Origin of the sequence: Mycobacterium sp. UM_CSW (genome assembly GCF_000455205.1) — a bacterium.
Classification (GTDB): Bacteria; Actinomycetota; Actinomycetes; order Mycobacteriales; family Mycobacteriaceae; genus Mycobacterium.
Map to the genome: position 1 here is coordinate 1 of NZ_AUWQ01000070.1, position 22,939 is coordinate 22,939.

Here is a 22,939-nt window from a genome sequence, read left to right on the forward strand (position 1 = left end):
CCCTGACACTGACGCGAGGCTAGCGACGGCGGGGCGATGCCGCGAACCGGCACGCACCGACGTAACACAACCGTGTCCGGGCCCTTACACACGGCACCCGCGGGCGGTCGGCGGTTGAGCCGCGTCGTTATTGTGGCTAACCAGTAGCGGGGAGAAGGGACGACATGGCGCGCACCGACAACGACACCTGGGACCTGGCGACCAGCGTGGGAGCCACCGCCACCATGGTGGCCGCGGGGCGGGCCCGGGCCACCCACGACGGCCTGATCGACGACCGGTTCGCCGAGCCGCTGGTGCGCGCTGTCGGCATCGACTTCTTCACCAGGTGGGCCGCCGGCGAGCTCGACTCCGCCGTCGTCGACGTGCCCGGCGCCCCATGGGGCATGCAGCGCATGACCGACATCCAGGGGGCGCGCACCCGCTACATCGACGCGTTCTTCGCCGAAGCGCAAAGCGCGGGCATCCGCCAGGTGGTCATCCTGGCCGCCGGCCTGGACGCCCGCGCCTACCGGCTGCCATGGGCGGCGGGAACGACGCTGTTCGAGATCGACCAGCCGCAAGTCATCGAGTTCAAGACGGAGACGATCGCCGAACTCGGCGCCAAGCCGACCGCCGAGGTGCGGGCGGTGCCGATCGACCTGCGCCAGGACTGGCCCTCGGCGCTGCGCGCGGCCGGGTTCGACACCGCGCGCCCGGCGGCGTGGGCGGCCGAAGGCCTGCTCGGGTTCCTGCCGGGCGACGCGCAGGATCGGTTGCTGGACAACGCCACCGCGCTGTCCGCCGGCGGCAGCCGGCTGGTGGCCGAGGTGTTCATGAACTCCGGGACCAACCTGCAGGCACTCAACGCGGCCACCCGCAAGTGGCAGGAAAACGGCCTCGACGTCGAGCTGCAGAACCTGGGCTTCCCCGGCGAGCGCAACGACGTGGCGACCTACCTCGCCGACCGCGGCTGGCGCCCGGTGCGCACATCGCTGAATCAGCTGTTGGGCGACAACGGATTACCGCTGCAGTCGACCGACGAGAATACGCCGTTTTCCAGCAACTACTACTGCACCGCGGTGCTGGACCGGGCAGCTTAGAGGAAGGCCGCACATGCCGAACAGCAAGCCCGCCAAGCCACTTGACGGGTATCGGGTCCTGGACTTCACCCAGAACATCGCCGGGCCGCTGGCCGGACAGGTGCTGGCCGACCTGGGCGCCGAGGTGATCAAGGTGGAGGCCCCCGGCGGCGAGGCGGCCCGGCACATCACCGCCGTCCTGCCCGGGCGCCCGCCCCTGCCCACGCTGTTCCTGCCCCACAACCGTGGCAAGAAATCGGTGGCGGTGGACCTCACCGACGACGAGAGCAAGCAGCGGATTCTGCGGCTCGTCGACACCGCCGACGTTGTGCTGGATGGCTTTCGGCCCGGGGTCATGGAACGGATGGGGCTCGGGCCCGACGAGCTGCGAGCGCGCAACCCGAAGCTGATCTACGCGCGGCTGTCGGCCTACGGCGGCAACGGCCCGCAGGGCAACCGGCCCGGCGTCGACCTGATGGTCGCCGCCGAATCGGGCATGACCACCGGGATGCCCACCCCGACCGGGAAGCCGCAGATCATCCCCTTCCAGCTCGTCGATGCCGCCAGCGGTCACGTGCTGGCCCAGGCGGTGCTGGCCGCGCTCCTCAACCGCGAGCGCCACGGGGTGGCCGACGTCGTGCGCGTCGCGATGTACGACGTCGCGGTCAACCTGCAGGCCAGCCAGCTGACCATCCACCTCAACAAGCCGAGCGAGCCGAAGCCCGACGCGGAGCCGAAACCCAAGAAGCGCAAGGGAGTTGGCTTCGCCACCCAACCGTCCGACGCGTTCAAGGCCGCCGACGGCTACCTGGTGATCAGCGCGTACGTGCCCAAGCACTGGGCGAAGCTGTGCGAGATCATCGGCCGCCCCGACCTGCTGACCGACGAGCGGTTCATCGACCAGCGCGCCCGGGCGCTCAACTACCCGGAGCTCACCGAGGAACTCGAGTCGGCGCTGGCGGCCAAGACCGCGGCCGAATGGGTCGAGCTGCTGCAGGAAGGCGGCCTGATGGCCTGCCACGCCTACACCTGGAAGCAGGTGGTCGGCACCCCGCTGTTCGCCGAGAACGAGCTCGCCCTGCGGGTCGGCAGCGGCGAGGACGCGATCACTGTCGTTCGCATGCCGGCGCGCTACGACAGCTTCGACGCCGCGTCGGCCGGTTGGGCCACCGAACCCCCACCCGCGCCCGGGCAGCACAACGAGGAGTTCCTCACCGGTTAGAGCCCCGGGAGCCGCACCACCTGAATGAAGAACTCGTCGATCTGGCGAACCGCGGTGATGAACGCGTCGAGGTCGACCGGCTTGGTGACGTAGGCGTTGGCGTGCAGTTGGTAGCTGCGCAGGATGTCCTCCTCCGCCGAGGAGGTGGTCAGCACGACGACCGGGATGCGCGCCAGGTCCGGGTCGGACTTGACCTTCTCCAACAGCTGTCGGCCGTCGTATTTCGGCAGGTTCAGGTCGAGGAGGATGAGGTCCGGTCGCGGCGCGTCGGCGTATGGACCGCGCCGGTAAAGGAAGTCCAGGCCCTCCTCCCCGTCGTGGGCGACGTGCAGGTTGTTCTTGAGCTTGTTGTGCTCGAACGCTTCTCGCGTGATCAGCTCGTCCCCCGGATCGTCCTCGACGAGCAGGATCTCGATCGCTCTACCGGCCGATGATGGCGATGTCATCGTGGCCTCCTTCTTTCGTCGCGATGGGCAGGGTGAACTGAAGCCGGGTCCCGTCGGTGTAGGTCGAGTCGACCCAGACGGTGCCGCCGTGCTGCTCGACGATCTTCTTGCACAGCGCCAGGCCCACCCCGGTTCCGGCGTACACGTCCCGGCCGTGCAGCCGCTGGAAAATGACAAAAACCTTCTCGGTGAATTCTTCGGCGATGCCAATGCCGTTGTCCGACACGGAGAATAACCACTCATCGGCGCGTCGTTCGCAGTCGATGACCACGCGGGGCCGGCGGTCCTTGTGCCGGAACTTCACCGCGTTGCCGATCAGGTTCTGCCACAGCATGGTCAGCAGCGTGGGATCCCCGATGATGACCGGCAGCGGCTGCGTGGGCCGCACGATTTCGGCGTCGGTCTCCTCGACGGCGGCGGCGAGGTTGGCCAGGCCGGCGTCGAGCGCCGTGCCGAGGTCGACCTCGGTTTCCATGGTGGCCAGGCGGCCCACGCGGGAGAACGTGAGCAGGTCGTTGATCAGCACCTGCATGCGCTTTGCCCCGTCGACGGCGTAGCCGATGTATTCGATCCCGCGCTCGTCGAGCTGGTCGCCGTAACGCTTCTCGAGCAGCTGGCAGAACGAGGCGACCTTGCGCAGCGGCTCCTGCAAGTCGTGCGACGCGACGTAGGCGAACTGCTCGAGTTCGGCGTTGGAACGCCGCAATTCGACGGCCTGCTCGTCCAAAAGCGCGCGGGCCGAACGGGATACCTCGAGCTCCTCGACGAGGCGCTGCCGCATGTTGTCCACGTCGATCGCCATGCTGCGAATGTCCTTGGGCCGCTTGGGCGGGGCGATGCTCTCGCCGAAGTCGCCCTGCGTGATCCGCCGGCAGGCCGCGGCCAGCGTCGCGATCGGGCGGGTGACCGCGTCCCGTACCAGGATCCCCAGCGCGGCCGCCGTGCCGAAGAACAGCAGCACCATGGTGATGAGCACCCGGTCCCGCCAGGCGTCGGTGCGTTTGAGTTCGTCGGCCGCCTGGTTTCGCGCCGCGGTCAGGTTCGCGTTCTGCCTGTCGAAAAGGGCACGCAGGTGGTCGAATTGGGCCTTGCCGCGTTCGGCCGCGGGCCGGCTCATGACGTTGCGGGCGTCGGGGACCACGCTCGCGATCGCGGGCTCGGCGTAGTTGGCGCGCCAGTTGGCGGCCGCCTGTTCGATCGCGTCCAGGTCGGCGAGCAGGTCCGGGCGCTCGGCCAACCGTCGTCGGATGTCATCGGCCGCCTCGCGTTCGGCGTGCTGCCCGTCGTAGTACGGCGTGAGGAACTGGCGATCGGCCGCGATCAGGTAGCCGCGCACGCCGGTTTCCTGGTCGCGCAGCGCCGATTGCAGCTGATAGGCGGCGACCCGCGACGGCTGGATTCCGTCGACCAGCGCGCGCAGCATGCCGTCGGAGCGCTGCAGCAGCACGGCCCCGACCACCGCGCCGGCGAGCACCATCACGCCCATGGTGGACAGGACCAGGAACTGCCAGCCGCGCACGGTCAGCTGGTTAAGGCGCGGTACCTGAAGGGCGGGGCTCACGTCGTGGTCCGCTCGACGCGCACCACCGCGATGTCGTCGCTGAGCCCACCGCGCGGGCGGGCGAGTTCCTCGGCGCCGTCGATGAGCGCGTCGACGAACGCCGGTCCGGGCAGCCTCGCATGCTTGCGGGCCAGCGCGAGCAGACCGTCCTCGCCCAGGCGCCTGTTACCTTCCCCGGAATACCCCTCGAAGAGCCCGTCGGTCAGCAGCAGCAGCCCCTGCCCCGCGGGCAGGCGCAGCTCGTGCCGCGGCCAGTGGTCGCCGCCCAGGCCCAGCGCCGGGCCGCCCGGCGGCTCCACCCATTCGACGGCCTCGCCGTCTTGCACCAGCATCCCCGGATGGCCGGCCCGGACGGCGGTGACGGCGGTGCCGTCGGGGTGGATCTCCAGGCTGAGGACCGTCGCGAAGATCCCGTTGCCGGTGCGTTCGGACTGCAGCACCCGCTCGAGCTTCGGCATCAGCTCGACGCCGTGCACCCCGGCGAAGGTGAGCGCGCGAAACGCGATGCGCAGGGCCGCCCCCAGCGCCGCCTCGTCCGGCCCGTGCCCGGCGACGTCGCCGATCAGGACGTGCACGACCCGGTCGGGTGTCTGCACGACGTCGTAGAAGTCCCCGCACAACAGGGCGTCCTCGCGGCTCGGCCGGTACCGGGCCACGATGTCGATGCCGGGCTCGTCGAGCAGCAGCGGCGACGGCAGCAGGCCGCGTTCCAGCAGCGCGTTCTCGCGGGCCCGGAGCCGGCTCGCGTGCAGGTCTGCGGCGATGAGCTCGGCCCGTTTGCGCTCGATCGCGTAGAGCAGCGCGCGCCGCAGCATCTCGGGCTCGACGCGCCCCTTGACGAGGTAGTCCTGCGCGCCCGCGGCAACCGCGGAGGCCCCGAAGTATTCGTCGTTCAACCCGGTCAGCACGACGATGGGGACCGCGGCGTCGCGCTGGGCGATGCGGTCCAGCGCGTCGATCCCGCTGGCGTCGGGCAGGTTCAGGTCCAGCAGCACGCAGTCGGGCCGCACCGATGCGAGCTCCTCTTCGGCCTGCGCGATCGACTGCGCCCAAGTCAGCCGGATGTCGGCGACCGCTTCGGCGATCAGCTCCTCCACCAGCAACGCGTCGGCCCGGTCGTCCTCGACCAACAGCAGCGAGAGTGGCTTGGCTGAAGAGCGCATGCACGTCAATTCCCGGTCAACCATGGAAACCCATGGGAAGCCATGTTAAGCAATTGGACGCTCCCGCGGCCGCGATAAGACTTTGCTCTTGCACGACGGTCGGAGTGGATGGCCGGTGCCTGTTTACCGACGCTGGGGCCGGACTTACCGGCCTATCTCGTTGCTGTCGGAGATCCTATTCGGTGCGCCGACGCCTTCGGAAACAGAGTCCCGCATTCAGCGCAGCAGCGCCCGCGACATCACCACGCGCTGAATCTGGTTGGTGCCCTCGTAGATCTGGGTGATCTTGGCATCGCGCATCATCCGCTCGACGGGGAAGTCGGTGGTGTAGCCGGCGCCGCCGAACAACTGCACGGCGTCGGTGGTCACCTCCATCGCGACATCGGAGGCGAAGCACTTGGACGCGGCCGAGATGAAGCCGAGGTCGGGTTCGCCGCGCTCGGCCCGGGCGGCGGCCTGGTAGACCAGCAGCCGCGCGGCCTCGACCTTCATCGCCATGTCGGCCAGCATGAACTGCACGGCCTGGAAGCTGCTGATCGACTCCCCGAACTGCTTGCGGTCCTTGGTGTAGGCGATCGCGGCGTCCAGCGCGCCCTGGGCGATGCCCACGGCCTGGGCCCCGATGGTGGGACGGGTGTGGTCCAGCGTGGCCAGGGCGGTCTTGAAGCCGGTGCCCGGCTCGCCGATGATCCGGTCGCCCGGGATGCGGCAGTTCTCGAAGTACAGCTCGGTGGTCGGCGAGCCCTTGATGCCGAGCTTCTTCTCCTTAGGGCCGACGGTGAAGCCCTCGTCGTCGATGTGCACGATGAACGCCGAGATGCCGTTGGCGCCCTTGTCGGGGTCGGTGACGGCCATGACCGTGTACCAGGTCGACTTGCCGCCGTTGGTGATCCAGGCCTTGGCGCCGTTCAGGATCCAGTCGTCGCCGTCGGCCTTGGCGCGGGTGCGCATCGACGCCGCGTCGCTGCCGGCCTCCCGCTCGGACAGCGCGTAGGACGCCAGCGCGCCGTCCTCCGCGAGCGAGGGCAGCACCTGTTTTTTCAGCTCCTCCGAGCCGCGCAGGATCAGGCCCATGGTGCCCAGCTTGTTCACCGCCGGGATCAACGAGGCGGACGCGTCGACGCGGGCCACTTCCTCGATGACGATGCACGCCGCGACCGAGTCCGCGCCCTGCCCGCCGTACTCCTCCGGCACGTGCACCGCGTTGAACCCCGACGCGTTCAGCGCCTCCAGCGCCTCCTGCGGGAACCGCGCGTTCTCGTCCACGTCGGCCGCATGCGGCGCGATCTCCTTCTCCGCCAGCGCGCGGATCGCCGCCCGCAGCTCCCGGTGTTCCTCGGGCAGTTGGAACAGATCGAACGACGGGTTTCCGGCCCATCCAGCCATGGTCGGCCTCCTTGCACTCGCTAAGCTACTCGCCGGTAACTTTACCGTGGCGCTGTTGCAGCGCCGAATCCTTGGCACGCACGCTCTCGGCCAGCTCGTCTTGGAACGCGACGAGCCGCGCCCGCAGCGCCGCGTCGGACGACGCCAGGATGCGCACCGCGAGCAGGCCCGCGTTGCGGGCGCCGCCGATGGAGACCGTGGCGACCGGAACGCCGGCCGGCATCTGCACGATCGACAGCAGCGAGTCCAGGCCGTCCAGGCGGGCCAGCGGCACCGGCACCCCGATCACCGGCAGCGGCGTCGCGGAGGCGACCATTCCGGGCAGGTGCGCGGCGCCGCCGGCGCCGGCGATGATCACCTGCAGACCACGGTCGGCGGCCGTGCGCGCGTAGTCGAACATCACCTGCGGCGTGCGATGCGCCGAGACCACCCGGACCTCGGCCGGGACGTCGAACTCGGCCAGCGCCTCGGCGGCGTCGGCCATCACCGACCAGTCGCTGTCGCTGCCCATGATGACGCCGACCCGAGGAGCGTTACCCATATTGCGCCGTTCCTCCTCATCGCTTCGCTCTGCATCGTCACCGGCGCGCATGTGGATCCCATCCGTCCGTCCACTGCCCGTGTGACAACCAGTGTGCCGCCAGGTCGGCGCGTTCACGCAGCTGGACCAGCCCCGCCGGGTCCGCGCCGAGGAAGTTGACGTGCCCGATCTTGCGGCCGGGCCGCTCCTCTTTTCCGTAGAGGTGAACCCGCGCGTCGGGCATCCGCGCGAACAGGTGGTGCAGCCGCTCGTCCATGCTCATCGCCGGGGTCTCTCGGGCGCCCAGCACGTTGGCCATCACGGTCACCGGCGCGATGGCGTCGGTGTCGCCGAGCGGATAGTCCAGCACCGCGCGCAGGTGCTGTTCGAACTGGCTGGTGCGCGCCCCGTCCATGGTCCAGTGCCCGGAGTTGTGCGGCCGCATCGCGAGCTCGTTGACCAGCAGCTCGCCGTCGACGGTCTCGAACAGCTCCACTGCCAGCACGCCGACGACACCGAGTTCGGCGGCCAACCGCAGGGCCAGCTGCTGGGCCCCGGAGGCGACGCCGTCGTCCAGGTCCGGCGCGGGCGCGATCACCTGCACGCAGATCCCGTCCCGCTGCACCGTCTCCACCACGGGCCAGGCCGCGCCCTGCCCGAACGGGGAGCGCGCCACCAGGGCGGACAGTTCGCGGCGCAGGTTCACCTGCTCCTCGGCCATCACCGGCACCCCGTCGGCCAGGAAGCTGGCCGCGATTTCGCGGGCGTGCAAGGGGTCGCGGGCCATCCGCACCCCGCGCCCGTCGTAGCCGCCGCGGACGGCTTTGACGACGACGGGGCCGCCCACCCGCGCGGCGAAGGCCTCGAGCTCGTCCAGGTTGCCGATGCCGGCATACCGCGGCACCGGTGCGCCCAGCGCCTCCAACCGCCGCCGCATCACCAGCTTGTCCTGGGCGTGCACCAGGGCGTGCGGCGGCGGCGCCACGTTGACGCCCTCGGCGACCAGCTTCTCCAGCAGCTCGGTCGGGACGTGCTCGTGGTCGAAGGTCAGCACGTCGGCCCCGGCCGCGACCCGGCGTAGGTCCTCGAGATCGGCGTGCGAGCCGATCATCACGTCGGGGCTGACCTGCGCGGCCGATTCGCCGGGGGCGGTCGCCAGCACCCGCAGCGTCTGCCCCAGCGCGATCGCGGACTGGTGGGTCATGCGGGCGAGCTGACCGCCGCCGACCATCGCCACGACGGGGGCGGCCTTGGGTGAGCGCTTGTTCGGCACGGCCATCATGGTGTCACGGCCCGCGGCGAAGCAGATTTTGCGTCGTTTTCGCGTCCGTCCGTACACTGACGTGTTGTGTCCTTCGCCGATGCCGTAATTTCGCGCCTGCCAGAGGCCGTTCAGCCTCATTTGCTGCGCCATCACGAGCTGATCAAATTCGCGATCGTCGGCGGCACCACGTTCGTCATCGACTCCGCGATCTTCTACACCCTCAAGCTGACGATCCTCGAACCCAAACCGGTGACCGCCAAGGTGATCGCGGGCATCGTCGCGGTCATCGCCTCCTATGTCTTGAACCGGGAGTGGAGCTTCCGCGACCGCGGCGGCCGCGAGCGCCACCACGAGGCGTTCTTGTTCTTCGCCTTCAGCGGCGTCGGCGTGCTGCTTTCCATGGCGCCGCTGTGGTTTTCGCACTACGTGCTGCAGCTTCGGGTGCCCGAGGTGTCGCTGACGCTGGAGAACATCACCGACTTCATCTCGGCCTACATCATCGGCAACCTGCTGCAGATGGCGTTCCGCTTCTGGGCGTTCCGGCGCTGGGTGTTTCCGGACGAGTTCGCCCGCAACCCCGACAAGGCGATCGAATCCGCCCTTACCGCAGGCGGTTTCGCCGAGGTCCTGGAGGACGAGCTGGAGGTCGGGAACGTCACCCTGTTGCGGTCGTGGCGGAAAAAGGCGAGCCGGTCCGGTCAGCTCGGCGACTCCTCCGAACCCAGGGTGTCGAAGACTTCGTGATACAGCAGCGCGTGCACCTCGCGCAGCCGCGGAATGTTGTAGAACTCCAACGGATCTTGTGACGCCGACTCGATGATCAGCGTTCCGGTGCGAAACATGCGCTCGCTCAAGCGGTCCCGGAACTCCACGCTGTTGATGCGCGCCAGCGGGATGTCGATGCCGCTGCGCGTGAGCACCCCGTGCCGAAACATCACCCGGCGGTTGGTGACGACGAAATGCGTGGTCAGCCAGCCCAGGAACGGCCACAGCGTGAGCCAGCCGACGATCACCAGCCAGACGCCCCAGATGACGCCGTAGATGATGTTCTTGGCGAGCTGCTCCCAGTGCGTCGAGTTGAGGTAGCCGGAGCCGAACGCGGCAAGGGCGGTCGCCAGCACCAGCACCACGACGGGCCAGATCAACCGCTTCCAGTGCGGGTGGCGGTGCAGGACGACCTGCTCGCCGGCGGCCAGGGCGTTGTCCGGATAGCTCACGTGAAAAAAGCTACCGCTGCTGGCGCAGATGCACGACGTCACCGGCGGAAACCACGACGGTTTGGCCGCCGGCCTCCAGACATAACCGGCCCTGGTCGTCGACCGCCGTCGCGGTGCCCACGACCTCCTTGTCGCCGGGCAGCACGGCGCGCACCGGGCGCCCGATGGTCAGGCTGCGCGCCCGGTAGTCGGCCGCCAGCGCCCAGTCCGCCCCCCGCGCGGCCCGCCAGGCCACGATCCGCCTGCCCAGTTCGGTCAGCACCGCGCCGACCAGCCGGCCGCGGTCCGGCTCGGGCACGCCGAGGTCGAACAGCGACGTGGCGCCGGGCCCGTCGACCTCGTCGGGGGCCTGAGTCACGTTGAGCCCCAAGCCGATCACCACGACCGGGCGGGCCACCTCGGCGAGGATGCCGGCCAGCTTGCCGGGGGAATCCGGCGGACCGGCCAGCACGTCGTTGGGCCACTTGAGGCCCGCCTGCACCCCGGTGACGGCCAGCACCGCGTCGACGATCGCCACCCCGGTGGCCAGGGACAGCCAGCCCCAGCCCTCGGTGGGCACGTCGACGACGCTGACGCCCACCGACATCGTGATCTGGGCCCGTGGGCTGGCCGTCCAGCCGCGCCCGTGGCGCCCGCGGCCGGCCGTCTGGTGCTCGGCGATCAGCACCGCCCCGGCGACTTCGTCGCCCGCCGCCGCGCGCGCCAAGAGGTCGGCGTTGGTGGAGCCGGTCTGGTCCACGACGTCGAGCTGGCGCCAGCCCAGCCCGGTCCCGATCAGCTCGGCGCGCAGCGCGGCCTGATCCAGCGGTTGCCGAAGCGAATCGCGGTCCGTCACTCCACCCAGCCTAAGCACCGGCGCCGGGCCTGCCGATACCATCGAGTCCCATGACAAGCGTTACCGACCACACCGCCGAGCCCGCCGCCGAGCACACCATCGACATCCACACCACCGCGGGCAAGCTGGCCGAGCTGCACAAGCGGCGGGAGGAGTCGCTGCACCCGGTCGGCGAAGAGGCCGTCGAGAAGGTGCACGCCAAGGGCAAGCTGACCGCCCGCGAGCGCATCCTGGCCCTGCTCGACGAGGACTCGTTCGTCGAGCTCGACGCCCTGGCCCGCCACCGCAGCACCAACTTCGGCCTGGACAAGAACCGCCCGCTGGGCGACGGCGTGATCACCGGCTACGGCACCATCGACGGCCGCGACGTGTGCATCTTCAGCCAGGACGCCACGGTGTTCGGCGGCAGCCTCGGCGAGGTGTACGGCGAGAAGATCGTCAAGGTGCAGGAGCTGGCGATCAAGACCGGCCGCCCGCTCATCGGCATCAACGACGGCGCCGGCGCGCGCATCCAGGAGGGCGTCGTCTCGCTGGGCCTGTACAGCCGGATCTTCCGCAACAACATCATCGCGTCGGGGGTCATCCCGCAGATCTCGCTGATCATGGGCGCGGCCGCCGGCGGGCACGTCTACTCCCCCGCCCTGACCGACTTCGTGGTCATGGTCGACCAGACCAGCCAGATGTTCATCACCGGCCCCGACGTCATCAAGACGGTCACCGGCGAGGACGTCACCATGGAGGAGCTCGGCGGCGCCCACACCCACATGACCAAGTCGGGCACGCTGCACTACGTGGCCTCCGGCGAGCAGGACGCCTTCGACTGGGTCCGTGACCTGCTGAGCTACCTGCCGCCGAACAACGCCACCGACCCGCCCCGGTACGCCGAGCCCGCCCCCGCGGGTCCCATCGAGGAGAACCTCACCGAGGAGGACCTCGAGCTGGACACGCTGATCCCGGACTCGCCCAACCAGCCCTACGACATGCACGAGGTGATCACCCGGATCCTCGACGACGACGAGTTCCTGGAGATCCAGGGCGGTTACGCGCAGAACATCGTCGTCGGCTTCGGCCGCATCGACGGCCGGCCGGTCGGGATCGTGGCCAACCAGCCGACCCAGTTCGCCGGCTGCCTGGACATCAACGCCTCGGAGAAGGCGGCCCGCTTCGTGCGGACCTGCGACTGCTTCAACATCCCGATCGTCATGCTGGTCGACGTCCCGGGCTTCCTGCCGGGCACCGGCCAGGAGTACAACGGCATCATCCGGCGCGGGGCCAAGCTGCTGTACGCCTACGGCGAGGCGACCGTGCCCAAGATCACGGTCATCACCCGCAAGGCCTACGGCGGCGCCTACTGCGTCATGGGTTCCAAGGACATGGGCTGCGACGTCAACCTGGCCTGGCCGACGGCCCAGATCGCGGTGATGGGCGCCTCCGGTGCGGTCGGCTTCGTGTACCGCCAGCAGCTGGCCGAGGCCGCGCGCAACGGCGAGGACGTGGACGCGCTGCGCCTGCAGCTGCAGCAGGAGTACGAGGACACGCTGGTCAACCCGTACGTCGCGGCCGAGCGCGGCTACGTCGACGCGGTGATCCCGCCGTCGTACACCCGCGGCTACATCGGCACGGCGCTGCGCCTGCTGGAACGCAAGATCAGCCACCTGCCGCCCAAGAAGCACGGGAACATTCCGCTGTGACCGAGCACGAGCCGCACATCCAGGTACTCAAGGGGAACCCGACCGACGCGGAGCTGGCGGCGCTGGTGGCCGTGCTCGGCGGCGTCGGCGCCGCCTCGCCCGAGCCCACTCAGCCGGAGAGCACCCGCTGGGGGCTCCCGGTCGACCGGCTGCGCTACGCGATGTCGAACTACCAGCGGCTGACCATGCAGCAGATGACACACATGAGGCATTGACCCGGCTGGTGCTGGGGTCGGCCTCGCCCGGCCGCCTCAAGGTGCTACGCCAGGCCGGCCTCGATCCGCTCGTCGTGGTGTCCGGCGTCGACGAGGACCTAATCGCTGCTGGCCTGGCGTCCGACGCCCCGCCGGACCAGGTGGTCTGCGCGCTGGCTACGGCCAAGGCCGACGACGTCGCCGGGCGGCTCGACGGCGCCACCGCGGCGGATTGCGTTGTGCTGGGCTGTGATTCGATGCTGGCCGTCGACGGCCGGCTGTGCGGCAAGCCCGGATCGCCCGAGGCCGCGGTGAGCCAGTGGCGGCTGATGGGCGGCCGCTCGGGCCGGCTGCACACCGGGCACTGCCTGCTGCGGCTGCGTGACGGCGCGATCATCCACCGCGAGGTCCAATCCGCCTGCACCACAGTGCATTTCGCCGCGCCGGCCGAGGCGGATCTGCGGGCGTACGTAGCCGACGGCGAACCCTTGCGGGTGGCGGGGGGCTTCACCCTGGACGGGCTGGGCGGCTGGTTCGTCGACGGGATCGAGGGCGATCCGTCGAACGTGATCGGCGTTAGCCTGCCGCTGCTGCGTGAGCTGCTGGGCCGGGCCGGGCTGTCCGTGGCCGCGCTGTGGGCCGACAAGATCCGCGAGACTTAATCCTGTGCGACCCGCCTCGGCGTGTCGCCGCAGCCATGTAAGTGTCGCGGGACGGTGAGCGTGGCGGCGGGGGTCGCGGGCCCGGCGGTAGGCTCGAAGTCGTGTCCTTACCCCCCGATCCACACCCGTCCCTGACCGAATACGCCCACCCCGAACGACTGGTCACCGCCGACTGGCTGTCCGCCAACATGGGCGCCCCGGGCCTGGCGATCGTCGAGTCCGACGAGGATGTGTTGCTCTACGACGTCGGCCACATTCCCGGCGCGGTCAAGATCGACTGGCACACCGATCTCAACGACCCGCGGGTGCGCGACTACATCAACGGCGAGCAGTTCGCCGAGCTGATGGACCGCAAGGGCATCGCCCGCGACGACACGGTGGTGATCTACGGCGACAAGAGCAACTGGTGGGCGGCCTATGCGCTGTGGGTCTTCACGCTGTTCGGCCACCCCGACGTGCGCCTGCTCAACGGCGGGCGCGACCTGTGGCTGGCCGAGCGCCGCGACACCACCCTGGACGTCCCGACCGCGACGTCGAGCGGCTATCCCGTCGTGCAGCGCAACGACGCGCCCATCCGCGCGTACAAGGACGACGTGCTGGCCATCCTCGGTTCCGAGCCGCTGATCGACGTGCGCTCGCCGGACGAGTACACCGGCAAGCGCACCCACATGCCCGACTACCCCGAGGAGGGGGCGCTGAGGGCCGGCCACATCCCCACCGCCGTGTCGATCCCGTGGGGCAAGGCGGTCGACGAGAGCGGCCGCTTCCGCCCCCGCGCCGAGCTCGAGGAGCTCTACGGCTTCCTGCAGCCGGACGACAAGACCGTCGTCTACTGCCGCATCGGCGAGCGGTCCAGCCACACCTGGTTCGTGCTCACCCACCTGCTGGGCAAGCCCGGAGTCCGCAACTACGACGGATCGTGGACCGAGTGGGGCAACACCGTGCGGGTGCCGATCGTCGCGGGCGAGCAGCCGGGAGCCGTTCCGGTCTGATGAGCATGCCCGCCCCGCTGGCCGAGGTGGTGTCCGACTTCGCCGAAGTCCAGGGCCAGGACAAGCTGACGCTGCTGCTGGAGTTCGCCAACGACCTTCCCGCGCTGCCGGCCGACCTCGAGGAGGCGGCGATGGAGCCGGTGCCCGAGTGCCAGTCGCCGCTGTTCCTGCACGTCGACGCCAGCGACCGCAACCGGGTGCGGCTGCACTTCAGCGCGCCCGCCGAGGCGCCCACCACCCGGGGGTTCGCGTCGATCCTGGCCGCCGGTCTGGACGAGCAACCGGCCGCCGACATCCTCGCGGTGCCCGAGGACTTCTACACCGAGCTGGGCCTGGCCGCTCTGATCAGCCCGCTGCGGCTGCGCGGCATGTCGGCGATGCTGGCCCGCATCAAGCGGCGATTGCGCGAGACGACCTGATCAGGAACGGATTTGGAGACCGGGTATCAGCCCCTACGGCGCGCCGCCTAAACTTCCCCGGGACAAGACTTGTAAGAATTTCTCTTAGAGACGCATATGACGTCCAGCCGAACAGGAGGCGAAGTGGCTAGTCACGCCAGCTCGAGGATCTCCAAGGTGCTCGTCGCCAATCGCGGTGAGATCGCCGTCCGGGTGATCCGTGCGGCCCGCGACGCGGGCCTGCCCAGCGTGGCGGTGTATGCCGAGCCCGACGCCGACGCGCCGCACGTGCGGCTGGCCGACGAGGCGTTCGCCCTGGGGGGGCAGACGTCCGCGGAGTCCTACCTGGACTTCGGCAAGCTCCTCGACGCCGCGGAGAAGTCCGGCGCCAACGCCGTCCACCCCGGCTACGGCTTCCTCTCCGAGAACGCCGACTTCGCGCAGGCGGTTATTGACGCCGGCCTGATCTGGATCGGCCCCAGCCCGCAGTCGATCCGCGACCTCGGCGACAAGGTCACCGCCCGCCACATCGCCGCCCGCGCCCAGGCGCCGCTGGTGCCCGGCACCCCGGACCCGGTCAAGGACGCCGACGAGGTGGTGGCCTTCGCCAAGGAGTACGGCGTGCCGATCGCCATCAAGGCCGCCTTCGGCGGCGGCGGGCGCGGCATGAAGGTCGCCCGCACCCTCGAGGAGATCCCGCACCTGTACGAGTCGGCGGTGCGCGAAGCCGTCGCGGCGTTCGGCCGCGGCGAGTGCTTCGTCGAGCGCTACCTGGACAAGCCCCGCCACGTCGAGGCGCAGGTGATCGCCGACCAGCACGGCAACGTCGTCGTCGCCGGCACCCGCGACTGCTCGCTGCAGCGCCGCTTCCAGAAGCTGGTCGAGGAGGCGCCGGCGCCGTTCTTGACCGACGCGCAGCGCAAGGAGATCCACGAGTCGGCCAAGCGGATCTGCAAGGAGGCGCACTACTACGGCGCCGGCACCGTCGAGTACCTGGTCGGCCAGGACGGCCTGATCTCCTTCCTGGAGGTGAACACCCGGCTGCAGGTCGAGCACCCCGTCACCGAGGAGACCGCGGGCATCGACCTGGTGTTGCAGCAGTTCAAGATCGCCAACGGCGAGAAGCTCGACATCACCGAGGACCCCACCCCGCGCGGGCACGCCATCGAGTTCCGGATCAACGGCGAGGACGCCGGGCGCGGCTTCCTGCCCGCCCCGGGGCCCGTCACCAAGTACGAGACGCCCAGCGGCCCGGGCGTCCGGCTGGACTCCGGCGTCGAGGCGGGATCGGTGATCGGCGGCCAGTTCGACTCGATGCTGGCCAAGCTGATCGTCTACGGCGCCACCCGCGAGGAGGCGCTGGCCCGCTCCCGCCGCGCCCTGGACGAGTTCCACGTCGAAGGCTTGGCGACCGTCATCCCGTTCCACCGCGCCGTGGTGAGAGACCCGGCGTTCATCGGTGACGAGAACGGCTTCTCGGTCCACACCCGCTGGATCGAGACCGAGTGGAACAACACCATCGAGCCCTTCACCGGCGGCGAGCCGATCGACGAGGAGGACGCCCGGCCCCGGCAGACGGTGGTCGTCGAGGTCGGCGGGCGCCGGCTCGAAGTCTCGCTGCCCGGCGACCTGGCCCTGGCCAACGGTTCCGCCGACCCGGCCGGGGTGATTCGCAAGAAGCCCAAGCCGCGCAAGCGCGGGTCGCACGCGGGGGTGGCCGCCTCCGGCGACGCGGTGACGGCGCCCATGCAGGGCACCGTGGTCAAGGTCGCGGTGGAGGAGGGCCAGGAGGTCGCCGCCGGCGACCTGGTCGTAGTCCTCGAGGCGATGAAGATGGAAAACCCGGTCACCGCGCACAAGGACGGCACCATCACCGGGCTCGCCGTCGAGGCGGGCGCGGCAATCACCCAGGGCACGGTCCTCGCCGAGATCAAATAACACGAAGAAACTCAGAAGAAACGTCAATAGCGTTGTCCGACCCGCCCCGGCGCGGGTAGGGTCGGTTTCAGGTTGAGTTCACAGCCGCCCGGATCACGTCAGGCAAGCGGGAAGGCAAACTCCCCGATCTCGAGCTTCACGGCCACCTGGCGTCGTCCGCAGCAACACCCTCCAAATGACGGAGACACGCATGTCTGTGGCCCAATCTTGGCAACAAAGCCGAACCGCCCAATTCACGTCCCGCTTGAGCGCGCTGGGGGCGGTGATCACCGTCGACGGTGAGCTCGACGCCGCCAACGCCGATCAGCTCGCCATCTACGCGCAACGCAGCGTCCGGCGCGCCCGCCGGATCATCGTCGACCTGCGCGGCCTGGAATTCATTGGTACCGCTGGCTTTTCGGCCCTGCACCGGATCAACGTCACGTGCTCGGCCGCCCAGTTGCACTGGGCCATGGTGCCGAGCCCGGCCGTAGCGCGGTTGTTGAGGATCTGCGACCCCGACGGCACCCTGCCGGTGACGACGCCGCAAGCCGAGCCGCTGCTGCGCCCCACCAAGAGCGAGCGCGACGAGTCGCGGCCGCTACTTCAGTTGGTCCCGCAGCCGCGTTAGCGACTTGGCCAGCAGGCGCGACACGTGCATCTGTGAGATGCCGACCCGCTCGGCGATCTGCGTCTGCGTCATCGACTCAAAAAACCTGAGCACCAACACCATTCGTTCCCGCTCGGGCAGCGCCTCGAGCAGCGGGCGCAACGCCTCGCGATCCTCGATGCGGTCGAGACCGGCGTCCACGTCGCCCAACGTGTCGGCGATGGCGCGGGCGTCGTCGTCGTCGCTGCCGCCGCCGGTGTCGATGGACAGCGTGTTGTAGGAGCTGCCCGCCACCAGGCCCTCGACCACCTCGTCGCGCTCCATGCCGAGTTCGACGGCGAGTTCGCTCGCCGTCGGCGCCCGGCCGAGCCGCTGGGACAGATCGGCGGTGGCGGTGCCCAGCCGCAGGTGCAGTTCCTTCAGGCGGCGCGGGACCTTGACCGACCAGCTGTTGTCGCGGAAGTGGCGGCGGACCTCGCCCATGATCGTGGGCACCGCGAACGAGACGAAGTCCGACCCGGTCTCGACGTCGAAGCGGACGACGGCGTTGACCAGGCCGACCCGCGCCACCTGGACCAGGTCGTCGCGCGGTTCGCCGCGGCCCTCGAAACGGCGGGCGATGTGGTCGGCCAGCGGCAGGCACCGCTCCACGATCTTGTCCCGCTGGCGCTGGAATTCCATCGAGTCGGGGGGGACGCCGGCCAACTCCCGGAACATGTCCGGGACGTCCGCATACTCGTTCGGCCGCGAAACCGAACCGCCGGCAGCTCGCGCTGTCACCTGCTAGAGGCCGCCCGTCGCGCGGTCAGCGTGATACCGAAGACACTGCCGGTCTCATCGGGTTCGCGACCGTCGTGGAAGGTCTGGACTTCGTCGGCCAGGGAGGTCAGGACGTGCCAGCTGAAGCTGCCGGGCGCCACCACGTCGTGAGTGTCGCACGCCGCGGAGGCCTCGACCACCAACTCGTCATCGTGCGGGTCGACCACCACCACCAGCGTCGCGCCCGGCGTGGCCGAGCGGATGAGGCGGGTGCACACCTCGTCCACCGCGAGGCGCAGGTCGGCGACCGCGTCGAAGTCCAGGTCCTCGAAGGTGCCGATGGCACCGACCAGCGTGCGCAGCATCGCCAGGTTCTCGAGGCGTGCCGCAACGTGCAGCTCGACGGCACGGTGGCCGCGTTGACGCGTGTTCGCGCGAACTCCCGGATCGGTCATATGGTCTCCCGGCAATGTCTGCTTGACATTACTATTGCCGCGCAGCCCGCCGTCGACCGTGGGTTCCAATCGATTAGTCACAATCGCCGCCGCTGGTCATCTCTGTGGCAGTGGGCATCGATGTCGGCGTCGCTGACGCAACCCTTCCGGCACTCATCATGGTTTACAGCTGATACCCAATTGCCGCGGCGAATAACCCCGTCGGCGGACCCTTAACACCGTCTACCCCGCGACCTACACTTATTGGCATGAAGCAGGCTCTGCTTCGAGCGGTTGTGCTTCTCGCGTCGTGGGCCGTCGGCCTGCTGGCGGCGGCCTGGGTCGTGCCCGGCGTTTCGGTGTCGGCGTCGGGGTTTATCGTCGCCGTCCTGGTGTTCTCGGTGGCGCAGGCAAGCCTGTCGCTGCTGATCGTGAAGTTGCCGCGGGCCTACGCGTCGCTGCTGCTCGGGGGCGCCGGGCTGGTGCTGACCCTGGTCGCGTTGAGCGTGGCCGCGGCGTTCACCCACGGCCTGTCCATCCGCGGCGCCGCCTCCTGGCTCGCCGCGACGATCATCGTGTGGCTGGTGACCACGATCGGAGCGATTTCGCTGCCCGAGGCGCCGGTTCGCGACACGGCCGACTCGACGACCTGAAACGACCGAAGGAGGGGTGATGAGCGACAGGCATCGCGATCCGACGGACCACTTCCGGACGACGCAACCGCACGCCGGTTTCTCGATGAAGGACAACCTGTACTGGCCCGGGTTCATCCTGTTCCTCGTCGCGGTGGGCGGGATGATCAGCACGACGGCCGCGGCCGCCTACGGCCACTACGAATGGGTCGCCACCACGAGCCTGGTGGCCGTGCTCGGGACGATCGCCGGGGCGTTGTGGTTCGTCGCGGAGCATCGCCGCGTGGGCCGCATCGACGAGCAATGGCACTTCGTCCCCCGGACGGAGGGCGCCAGGGACTCGCGCGTCTAGTCGGCGCAGGTCATAGGGCCAGCACCGGCCCAGCGATCGGGGATACGCCCAGACCGAGGGCCACCACCATCAGCGTCAGCAGGAACCAGCCCGCGCCGTGCCATCCCCACCAGGTGCCGTGGGCCTTCCATACCCGATAGGTGCGCAGGAACGCCCAGAGCGCCCCGGCCAGCAGAATCAGCGGACCGCCCAGCGCCAGCATCGTGCGCTGGGGCGTGCCACAGGCCGCCGTGTCGACGCCCGTCCCGGGGCAGGTGCTGACCCACAGCGCGGCAAGAACCAAGAAGCCCATGCCCGCGACCGCGGCCAGGGCGGCAAACCGGATGGCCGCGTGCACCTCGCGGTCCTCCTGCCCTAAGCGGTCACCCGGCGACCGCTGACCCGCCGTTTGCATAGTCGTCCCCCGTGTGCCGGCCCTGATTTCTTGGTTAATCGTTCGCTGCGCCGCATTAGTTACGCGCCACGATGATGCAGATCCGGATACCCTCCGCCTTACCACGGTAAACCGCCCTCAGGCCCACGTCACGGCCGTCAAAGCGCCGCTCAGGGCGCAAACCAGCGCATCGATCTCCCCCCGGGTGACCGTCAGCGCGGGCCGGAACCGGACGCCGTCCTCCCCGCAGCGCAGCGCGATCACGCGGCGTTGCCACAGCTGGGCGATCACCGCCTCACGGGCGCCGGTGCTCGGCAAGCTGAACGCGCACATCAGGCCGCGGCCGCGGGGGTCGAGAACCAAGGCCGGGAAGTCGTGGGCCAGTTCGACCAGCCGGCCCAGCAGGTAGCGTCCCAACTCGTCGGCGCGGTCGAACAACCCGTCGGCCTCGATCACCTCCAGGATGCGGCGGGCCCGCACCATGTCGGCCAGGCTGCCGCCCCAGGTCGAGCTGAGCCGGGAGGCGACCGCGAACACGTTGTCGGGGACCTCGTCGACCCGGCGGCCGGCCATCACCCCACACACCTGCGTCTTCTTGCCGAACGCCACCACATCGGGTGGCACGCCCAGTTGCTGGTAGGCCCACGGGGTTCCGGTAAGCCCGCAGCCGGTCTGGACCTCGTCGAAGATCAACAAGGCGTCGTGTTCGTCGCACAGCCGGCGCATCGCGGCGAAGAAGGCGGGACGGAAGTGGCGGTCGCCGCCCTCCCCCTGGATGGGCTCGGCCACGAAGCACGCGACGTCGTGCGGGTGCGCGTCGAACGCCGCCCGGGCCTGCCGCAACGACTCGGCCTCCAGCGCATCCATGTCGGTCGCCGGCCGGATATAGGGCGCGTCGATGCGCGGCCAGTCGAACTTCGGGAAGCGGGCCACGGTGACCGGCTTGGTGTTGGTCAGCGACAACGTGTAGCCGCTGCGACCGTGGAACGCGCCGCGCAGATGCAGGACGCGCGTGCCCAGCGCCGGGTCGATCCCGCGCGCCTCGTTGTGGCGGCTCTTCCAGTCGAACGCGACCTTGAGCGCGTTCTCCACCGCCAGCGCGCCGCCCTCGATGAAGAACAGGTGCGGCAGCGCGGGATCACCCAGCACCCGGACGAAGGTCTCGACGAAACCGGCCATCGCCGCCGTGGCCACGTCGGGGTTGCTCGGCTTGTTCAGCGCGGCCGCCAGGAGCCCCGCGCGGAACTCCTCGTCGTCGGCCAGCGCCGGGTGGTTCATGCCCAGCGCCGACGACGCGACGAACGTGAACATGTCGAGGTAGCGGCGGCCGTCCCGGGCGTCGACCAGGTAGGAGCCGGCCGACCGCGTCAGGTCAAGCACCAGGTCGAACCCGTCGACCAGCATGCTGCGTGACAACGTCTCGGGGACCAGGTCGGTAACGGCGGTGGTCATGCCGCCCATCCTAGCGTGATTCTTACGGTGTTATGGCATATTTACAGGAAATATTATGGTATGTATTGCCGATCACTGTAAAAAGTATTGAGGATGATGGTGCTTCGCGTCTGGACGTCGGCCGCCGTGCGGATCCGCTGCAGCAGGTCCTCGAGCGCCCGGGCGGACTCGACGCGGACCAGCAGGACATAGCTCTCCTCGCCGGCCACCGAGTGACACGACTCGATCTCCGCGATGTGTTCCAGGCGGGCGGGCGCATCATCGGGTTGAGAGGGATCCAAGGGAGTGATGGCCACGAACGCCGAGAGCAGGTGCCCGACCGCCTCCGGGTTGATCCGCGCGGAATACCCCGACACCACGCCGCGCGACTCCAGCCGGCGCACCCGGGACTGCACCGCGGAGACCGACAGGCCCGCCTTCGCGGCCAGCTCCGCCAGGGTCGCGCGACCGTTGGCGACCAGCTCGCGCACCAGGGTCCGGTCAATCTCGTCGAGCGCGTCACCCATGGGCGGAGATTATCGCAGCAAAGCCGAAATCGGCGGCGCGCCATGAGCCCCCGGCAGGGCACGCTGGCGGCGTGGCAGCTGCGCGCCCGATTCGCGGGCGGGCTGTCCGCCATGTACGCCGGGGAGGTTCCCGCCTACGGCACGCTGGTCGAGGTGAGCGGCCAGGTCAACGCCGCCTACGTGGCGCGACATCCCGACGCCGAACGGCTGGGGTCGCTGGATCGGGTCACCGCGGAGCGGCACGGCGCGATCCGGGTCGGCAGCCCCGCCGAACTGGCCGCCGTCGCCGACCTGTTCGCCGCCTTCGGCATGTACCCGGTGGGCTACTACGACCTGCGCCGCGCCGCCTCGCCGATTCCGGTGGTGGCCACGGCCTTTCGTCCCCTCGACGCGAATGAGTTGGCGCGCAACCCGTTTCGGGTGTTCACCTCGATGCTCGCCAGCCGGGACGCGCGTTACTTTTCCCCGGAGCTGCGGGCCCGGGTGGAGACGTTCGTCGCGCGCCGGCGGCTCTTCGACCCCGCATTGGTCGAGCGGGCGCGAACGATTGCGGCCGACGGCGGCTGCGCCGCCGACGAGGCGGGCGCGTTCGTCTCGGCGGCGGTGGCGGCGTTCGCGCTGTCGCGCGAGCCGATCGACAAGGCCTGGTACGACGAGTTGTCGCGGGTGTCGGCGGTGGCCGCCGACATCGCCGGGGTGGGCTCCACCCACATCAACCACCTGACGCCGCGGGTGCTCGACATCGACGAGCTGTATCGGCGGATGACCGCGCGCGGCATCACCATGATCGACGCCATCCAGGGGCCGCCCCGCACCGACGGACCCGCGGTCCTGTTGCGCCAGACCTCTTTTCGCGCGCTGGCCGAGCCCTGCCTGTTTCGCGGCCGCGACGGCCGCGTCACCGCGGGCAGCGTGCGGGTGCGCTTCGGCGAGGTCGAGGCCCGCGGGGTCGCGCTGACGCGCAAGGGCCGGGAACGCTACGACGCCGCGATGGGCGCGCCCGACCCGGCGTCGGCGTGGCACCGGCACTTCCCGCCGACCGACGCGGAAATGGCCGCCGGGGGGCTGGCCTACTATCGCGGCGGCGACCCGTCGGCGCCGGTCGTCTACGAAGACTTCCTGCCGGCGTCGGCGGCGGGCATCTTCCGCTCCAACCTGGACCGCGAAACCCGGGCGCGGGCGGCGGCCGACGACTCGGGCTACGACGCTCAGTGGCTGGCCGGGGCAATCGGCCGCGAGATCCACGACCCGTACGCACTTTACGAGGAGGCAGCCCGATGAAGACCGAGCGTACC

The 22,939-nt window shown here is 69.8% G+C and carries 25 protein-coding genes and 1 pseudogene; 13 read left to right on the forward strand and 13 right to left on the reverse strand.

What is annotated here, in order from left to right:
* Positions 1-164 precede the first annotated feature (164 nt).
* Positions 165-1,079, forward strand: a complete 915-nt coding sequence (locus tag N415_RS22435; RefSeq protein ID WP_068186871.1) for a class I SAM-dependent methyltransferase — start codon at positions 165-167, stop codon at positions 1,077-1,079.
* 13 nt (positions 1,080-1,092) lie between these two features.
* Positions 1,093-2,280 carry a CoA transferase gene (locus N415_RS22440; RefSeq protein WP_068186873.1) on the forward strand — a complete coding sequence of 396 codons (1,188 nt, stop codon included), beginning with the start codon at positions 1,093-1,095 and terminating at the stop codon, positions 2,278-2,280.
* Here N415_RS22440 and N415_RS22445 read toward each other — a convergent pair.
* The 6 genes and pseudogenes from N415_RS22445 to N415_RS22470 all read right to left on the reverse strand — a co-directional run.
* Positions 2,277-2,726 carry a response regulator gene (locus tag N415_RS22445; protein WP_068112478.1) on the reverse strand — a complete coding sequence of 150 codons (450 nt, stop codon included), beginning with the start codon at positions 2,724-2,726 and terminating at the stop codon, positions 2,277-2,279. The genes N415_RS22440 and N415_RS22445 overlap by 4 nt on opposite strands.
* Complete coding sequence (locus tag N415_RS22450) at positions 2,701-4,212, reverse strand: sensor histidine kinase (protein WP_081665425.1); 1,512 nt, start codon at positions 4,210-4,212, stop codon at positions 2,701-2,703. The genes N415_RS22445 and N415_RS22450 overlap by 26 nt, the downstream gene beginning before the upstream one ends.
* A 71-nt stretch (positions 4,213-4,283) precedes the next feature.
* Positions 4,284-5,450, reverse strand: coding sequence for a fused response regulator/phosphatase (locus N415_RS22455; protein ID WP_239645666.1), 1,167 nt, complete (start codon positions 5,448-5,450; stop codon positions 4,284-4,286).
* 216 nt (positions 5,451-5,666) lie between these two features.
* Positions 5,667-6,836: an acyl-CoA dehydrogenase gene (locus N415_RS22460; protein WP_068186880.1), complete on the reverse strand. Its 1,170-nt coding sequence runs from the start codon at positions 6,834-6,836 to the stop codon at positions 5,667-5,669.
* Between the two features lie 25 nt (positions 6,837-6,861).
* Positions 6,862-7,377 carry a 5-(carboxyamino)imidazole ribonucleotide mutase gene (purE, locus tag N415_RS22465; RefSeq protein WP_068186923.1) on the reverse strand — a complete coding sequence of 172 codons (516 nt, stop codon included), beginning with the start codon at positions 7,375-7,377 and terminating at the stop codon, positions 6,862-6,864.
* Positions 7,378-7,407: 30 nt separating this feature from the next.
* Positions 7,408-8,638, reverse strand: a pseudogene (locus N415_RS22470) (5-(carboxyamino)imidazole ribonucleotide synthase); the annotation flags it as partial.
* Between the two features lie 66 nt (positions 8,639-8,704).
* On the opposite strand from N415_RS22470, the gene N415_RS22475 reads away from it, so the two are divergent.
* Positions 8,705-9,364: a GtrA family protein gene (locus tag N415_RS22475; protein ID WP_068186882.1), complete on the forward strand. Its 660-nt coding sequence runs from the start codon at positions 8,705-8,707 to the stop codon at positions 9,362-9,364.
* Here the strand turns inward: N415_RS22475 and N415_RS22480 are convergent.
* Together N415_RS22480 and N415_RS22485 are read right to left on the reverse strand one after the other, a co-directional pair.
* Complete coding sequence (locus tag N415_RS22480; protein ID WP_068186883.1) at positions 9,319-9,837, reverse strand: PH domain-containing protein; 519 nt, start codon at positions 9,835-9,837, stop codon at positions 9,319-9,321. The two genes, N415_RS22475 and N415_RS22480, sit on opposite strands and share 46 nt — an antisense overlap.
* Positions 9,838-9,847: 10 nt before the next feature.
* Positions 9,848-10,672, reverse strand: coding sequence for a biotin--[acetyl-CoA-carboxylase] ligase (locus N415_RS22485; RefSeq protein WP_068186885.1), 825 nt, complete (start codon positions 10,670-10,672; stop codon positions 9,848-9,850).
* A 50-nt stretch (positions 10,673-10,722) separates the two neighbouring features.
* Between N415_RS22485 and N415_RS22490 the strand changes: the two genes are divergently transcribed.
* From N415_RS22490 to N415_RS22520, 7 genes are all read left to right on the forward strand, one after another.
* A complete protein-coding gene (locus N415_RS22490; protein WP_068186887.1) occupies positions 10,723-12,363 on the forward strand; it encodes an acyl-CoA carboxylase subunit beta in 1,641 nt (546 codons plus the stop codon).
* Positions 12,360-12,578: an acyl-CoA carboxylase subunit epsilon gene (locus N415_RS22495; protein ID WP_068186891.1), complete on the forward strand. Its 219-nt coding sequence runs from the start codon at positions 12,360-12,362 to the stop codon at positions 12,576-12,578. The genes N415_RS22490 and N415_RS22495 overlap by 4 nt, the downstream gene beginning before the upstream one ends.
* Positions 12,575-13,219, forward strand: coding sequence for a nucleoside triphosphate pyrophosphatase (locus tag N415_RS22500; RefSeq protein ID WP_068186892.1), 645 nt, complete (start codon positions 12,575-12,577; stop codon positions 13,217-13,219). The genes N415_RS22495 and N415_RS22500 overlap by 4 nt, the downstream gene beginning before the upstream one ends.
* Before the next feature lie 101 nt (positions 13,220-13,320).
* The gene (locus N415_RS22505; RefSeq protein WP_068186893.1) at positions 13,321-14,211 is read left to right on the forward strand and encodes a sulfurtransferase; all 891 of its coding nucleotides are present in this window, start codon (positions 13,321-13,323) and stop codon (positions 14,209-14,211) included.
* Positions 14,211-14,630: a SufE family protein gene (locus N415_RS22510; RefSeq protein WP_068186894.1), complete on the forward strand. Its 420-nt coding sequence runs from the start codon at positions 14,211-14,213 to the stop codon at positions 14,628-14,630. Before N415_RS22505 ends, N415_RS22510 begins: the two co-directional genes overlap by 1 nt.
* A gap of 123 nt (positions 14,631-14,753) precedes the next feature.
* Positions 14,754-16,547, forward strand: a complete 1,794-nt coding sequence (locus N415_RS22515; protein WP_068186895.1) for an acetyl/propionyl/methylcrotonyl-CoA carboxylase subunit alpha — start codon at positions 14,754-14,756, stop codon at positions 16,545-16,547.
* 190 nt (positions 16,548-16,737) lie between these two features.
* Positions 16,738-17,157 carry an STAS domain-containing protein gene (locus tag N415_RS22520; RefSeq protein ID WP_068186927.1) on the forward strand — a complete coding sequence of 140 codons (420 nt, stop codon included), beginning with the start codon at positions 16,738-16,740 and terminating at the stop codon, positions 17,155-17,157.
* Here the strand turns inward: N415_RS22520 and N415_RS22525 are convergent.
* Together N415_RS22525 and N415_RS22530 are read right to left on the reverse strand one after the other, a co-directional pair.
* Positions 17,128-17,916, reverse strand: a complete 789-nt coding sequence (locus N415_RS22525) for an RNA polymerase sigma factor SigF (RefSeq protein ID WP_068186897.1) — start codon at positions 17,914-17,916, stop codon at positions 17,128-17,130. The two genes, N415_RS22520 and N415_RS22525, sit on opposite strands and share 30 nt — an antisense overlap.
* Positions 17,913-18,350 carry an anti-sigma factor gene (locus N415_RS22530; RefSeq protein WP_068186899.1) on the reverse strand — a complete coding sequence of 146 codons (438 nt, stop codon included), beginning with the start codon at positions 18,348-18,350 and terminating at the stop codon, positions 17,913-17,915. The genes N415_RS22525 and N415_RS22530 overlap by 4 nt, the downstream gene beginning before the upstream one ends.
* Positions 18,351-18,598: 248 nt before the next feature.
* Here N415_RS22530 and N415_RS22535 point away from each other — a divergent pair, with 248 nt between their 5' ends.
* Together N415_RS22535 and usfY are read left to right on the forward strand one after the other, a co-directional pair.
* On the forward strand, positions 18,599-18,982 hold the full coding sequence (locus N415_RS22535; RefSeq protein ID WP_068186901.1) for a phage holin family protein: 384 nt from the start codon (positions 18,599-18,601) through the stop codon (positions 18,980-18,982).
* Positions 18,983-19,001: 19 nt separating this feature from the next.
* Positions 19,002-19,313, forward strand: coding sequence for a protein UsfY (gene usfY / locus N415_RS22540; protein WP_068186903.1), 312 nt, complete (start codon positions 19,002-19,004; stop codon positions 19,311-19,313).
* A gap of 10 nt (positions 19,314-19,323) precedes the next feature.
* Here usfY and N415_RS22545 read toward each other — a convergent pair whose 3' ends face one another.
* The 3 genes from N415_RS22545 to N415_RS22555 form a co-directional block, all read right to left on the reverse strand.
* A complete protein-coding gene (locus N415_RS22545) occupies positions 19,324-19,707 on the reverse strand; it encodes a hypothetical protein (RefSeq protein ID WP_068186905.1) in 384 nt (127 codons plus the stop codon).
* A 117-nt stretch (positions 19,708-19,824) separates the two neighbouring features.
* Positions 19,825-21,138, reverse strand: a complete 1,314-nt coding sequence (gene lat / locus N415_RS22550; protein WP_239645667.1) for an L-lysine 6-transaminase — start codon at positions 21,136-21,138, stop codon at positions 19,825-19,827.
* A 53-nt stretch (positions 21,139-21,191) separates the two neighbouring features.
* Positions 21,192-21,644 (reverse strand): Lrp/AsnC family transcriptional regulator, encoded by a 453-nt coding sequence (locus tag N415_RS22555; protein WP_068136400.1) that lies wholly within the window; start codon positions 21,642-21,644, stop codon positions 21,192-21,194.
* Between the two features lie 42 nt (positions 21,645-21,686).
* On the opposite strand from N415_RS22555, the gene N415_RS22560 reads away from it, so the two are divergent.
* Positions 21,687-22,925, forward strand: coding sequence for a VOC family protein (locus N415_RS22560; protein WP_068186908.1), 1,239 nt, complete (start codon positions 21,687-21,689; stop codon positions 22,923-22,925).
* Positions 22,926-22,939 lie beyond the last annotated feature (14 nt).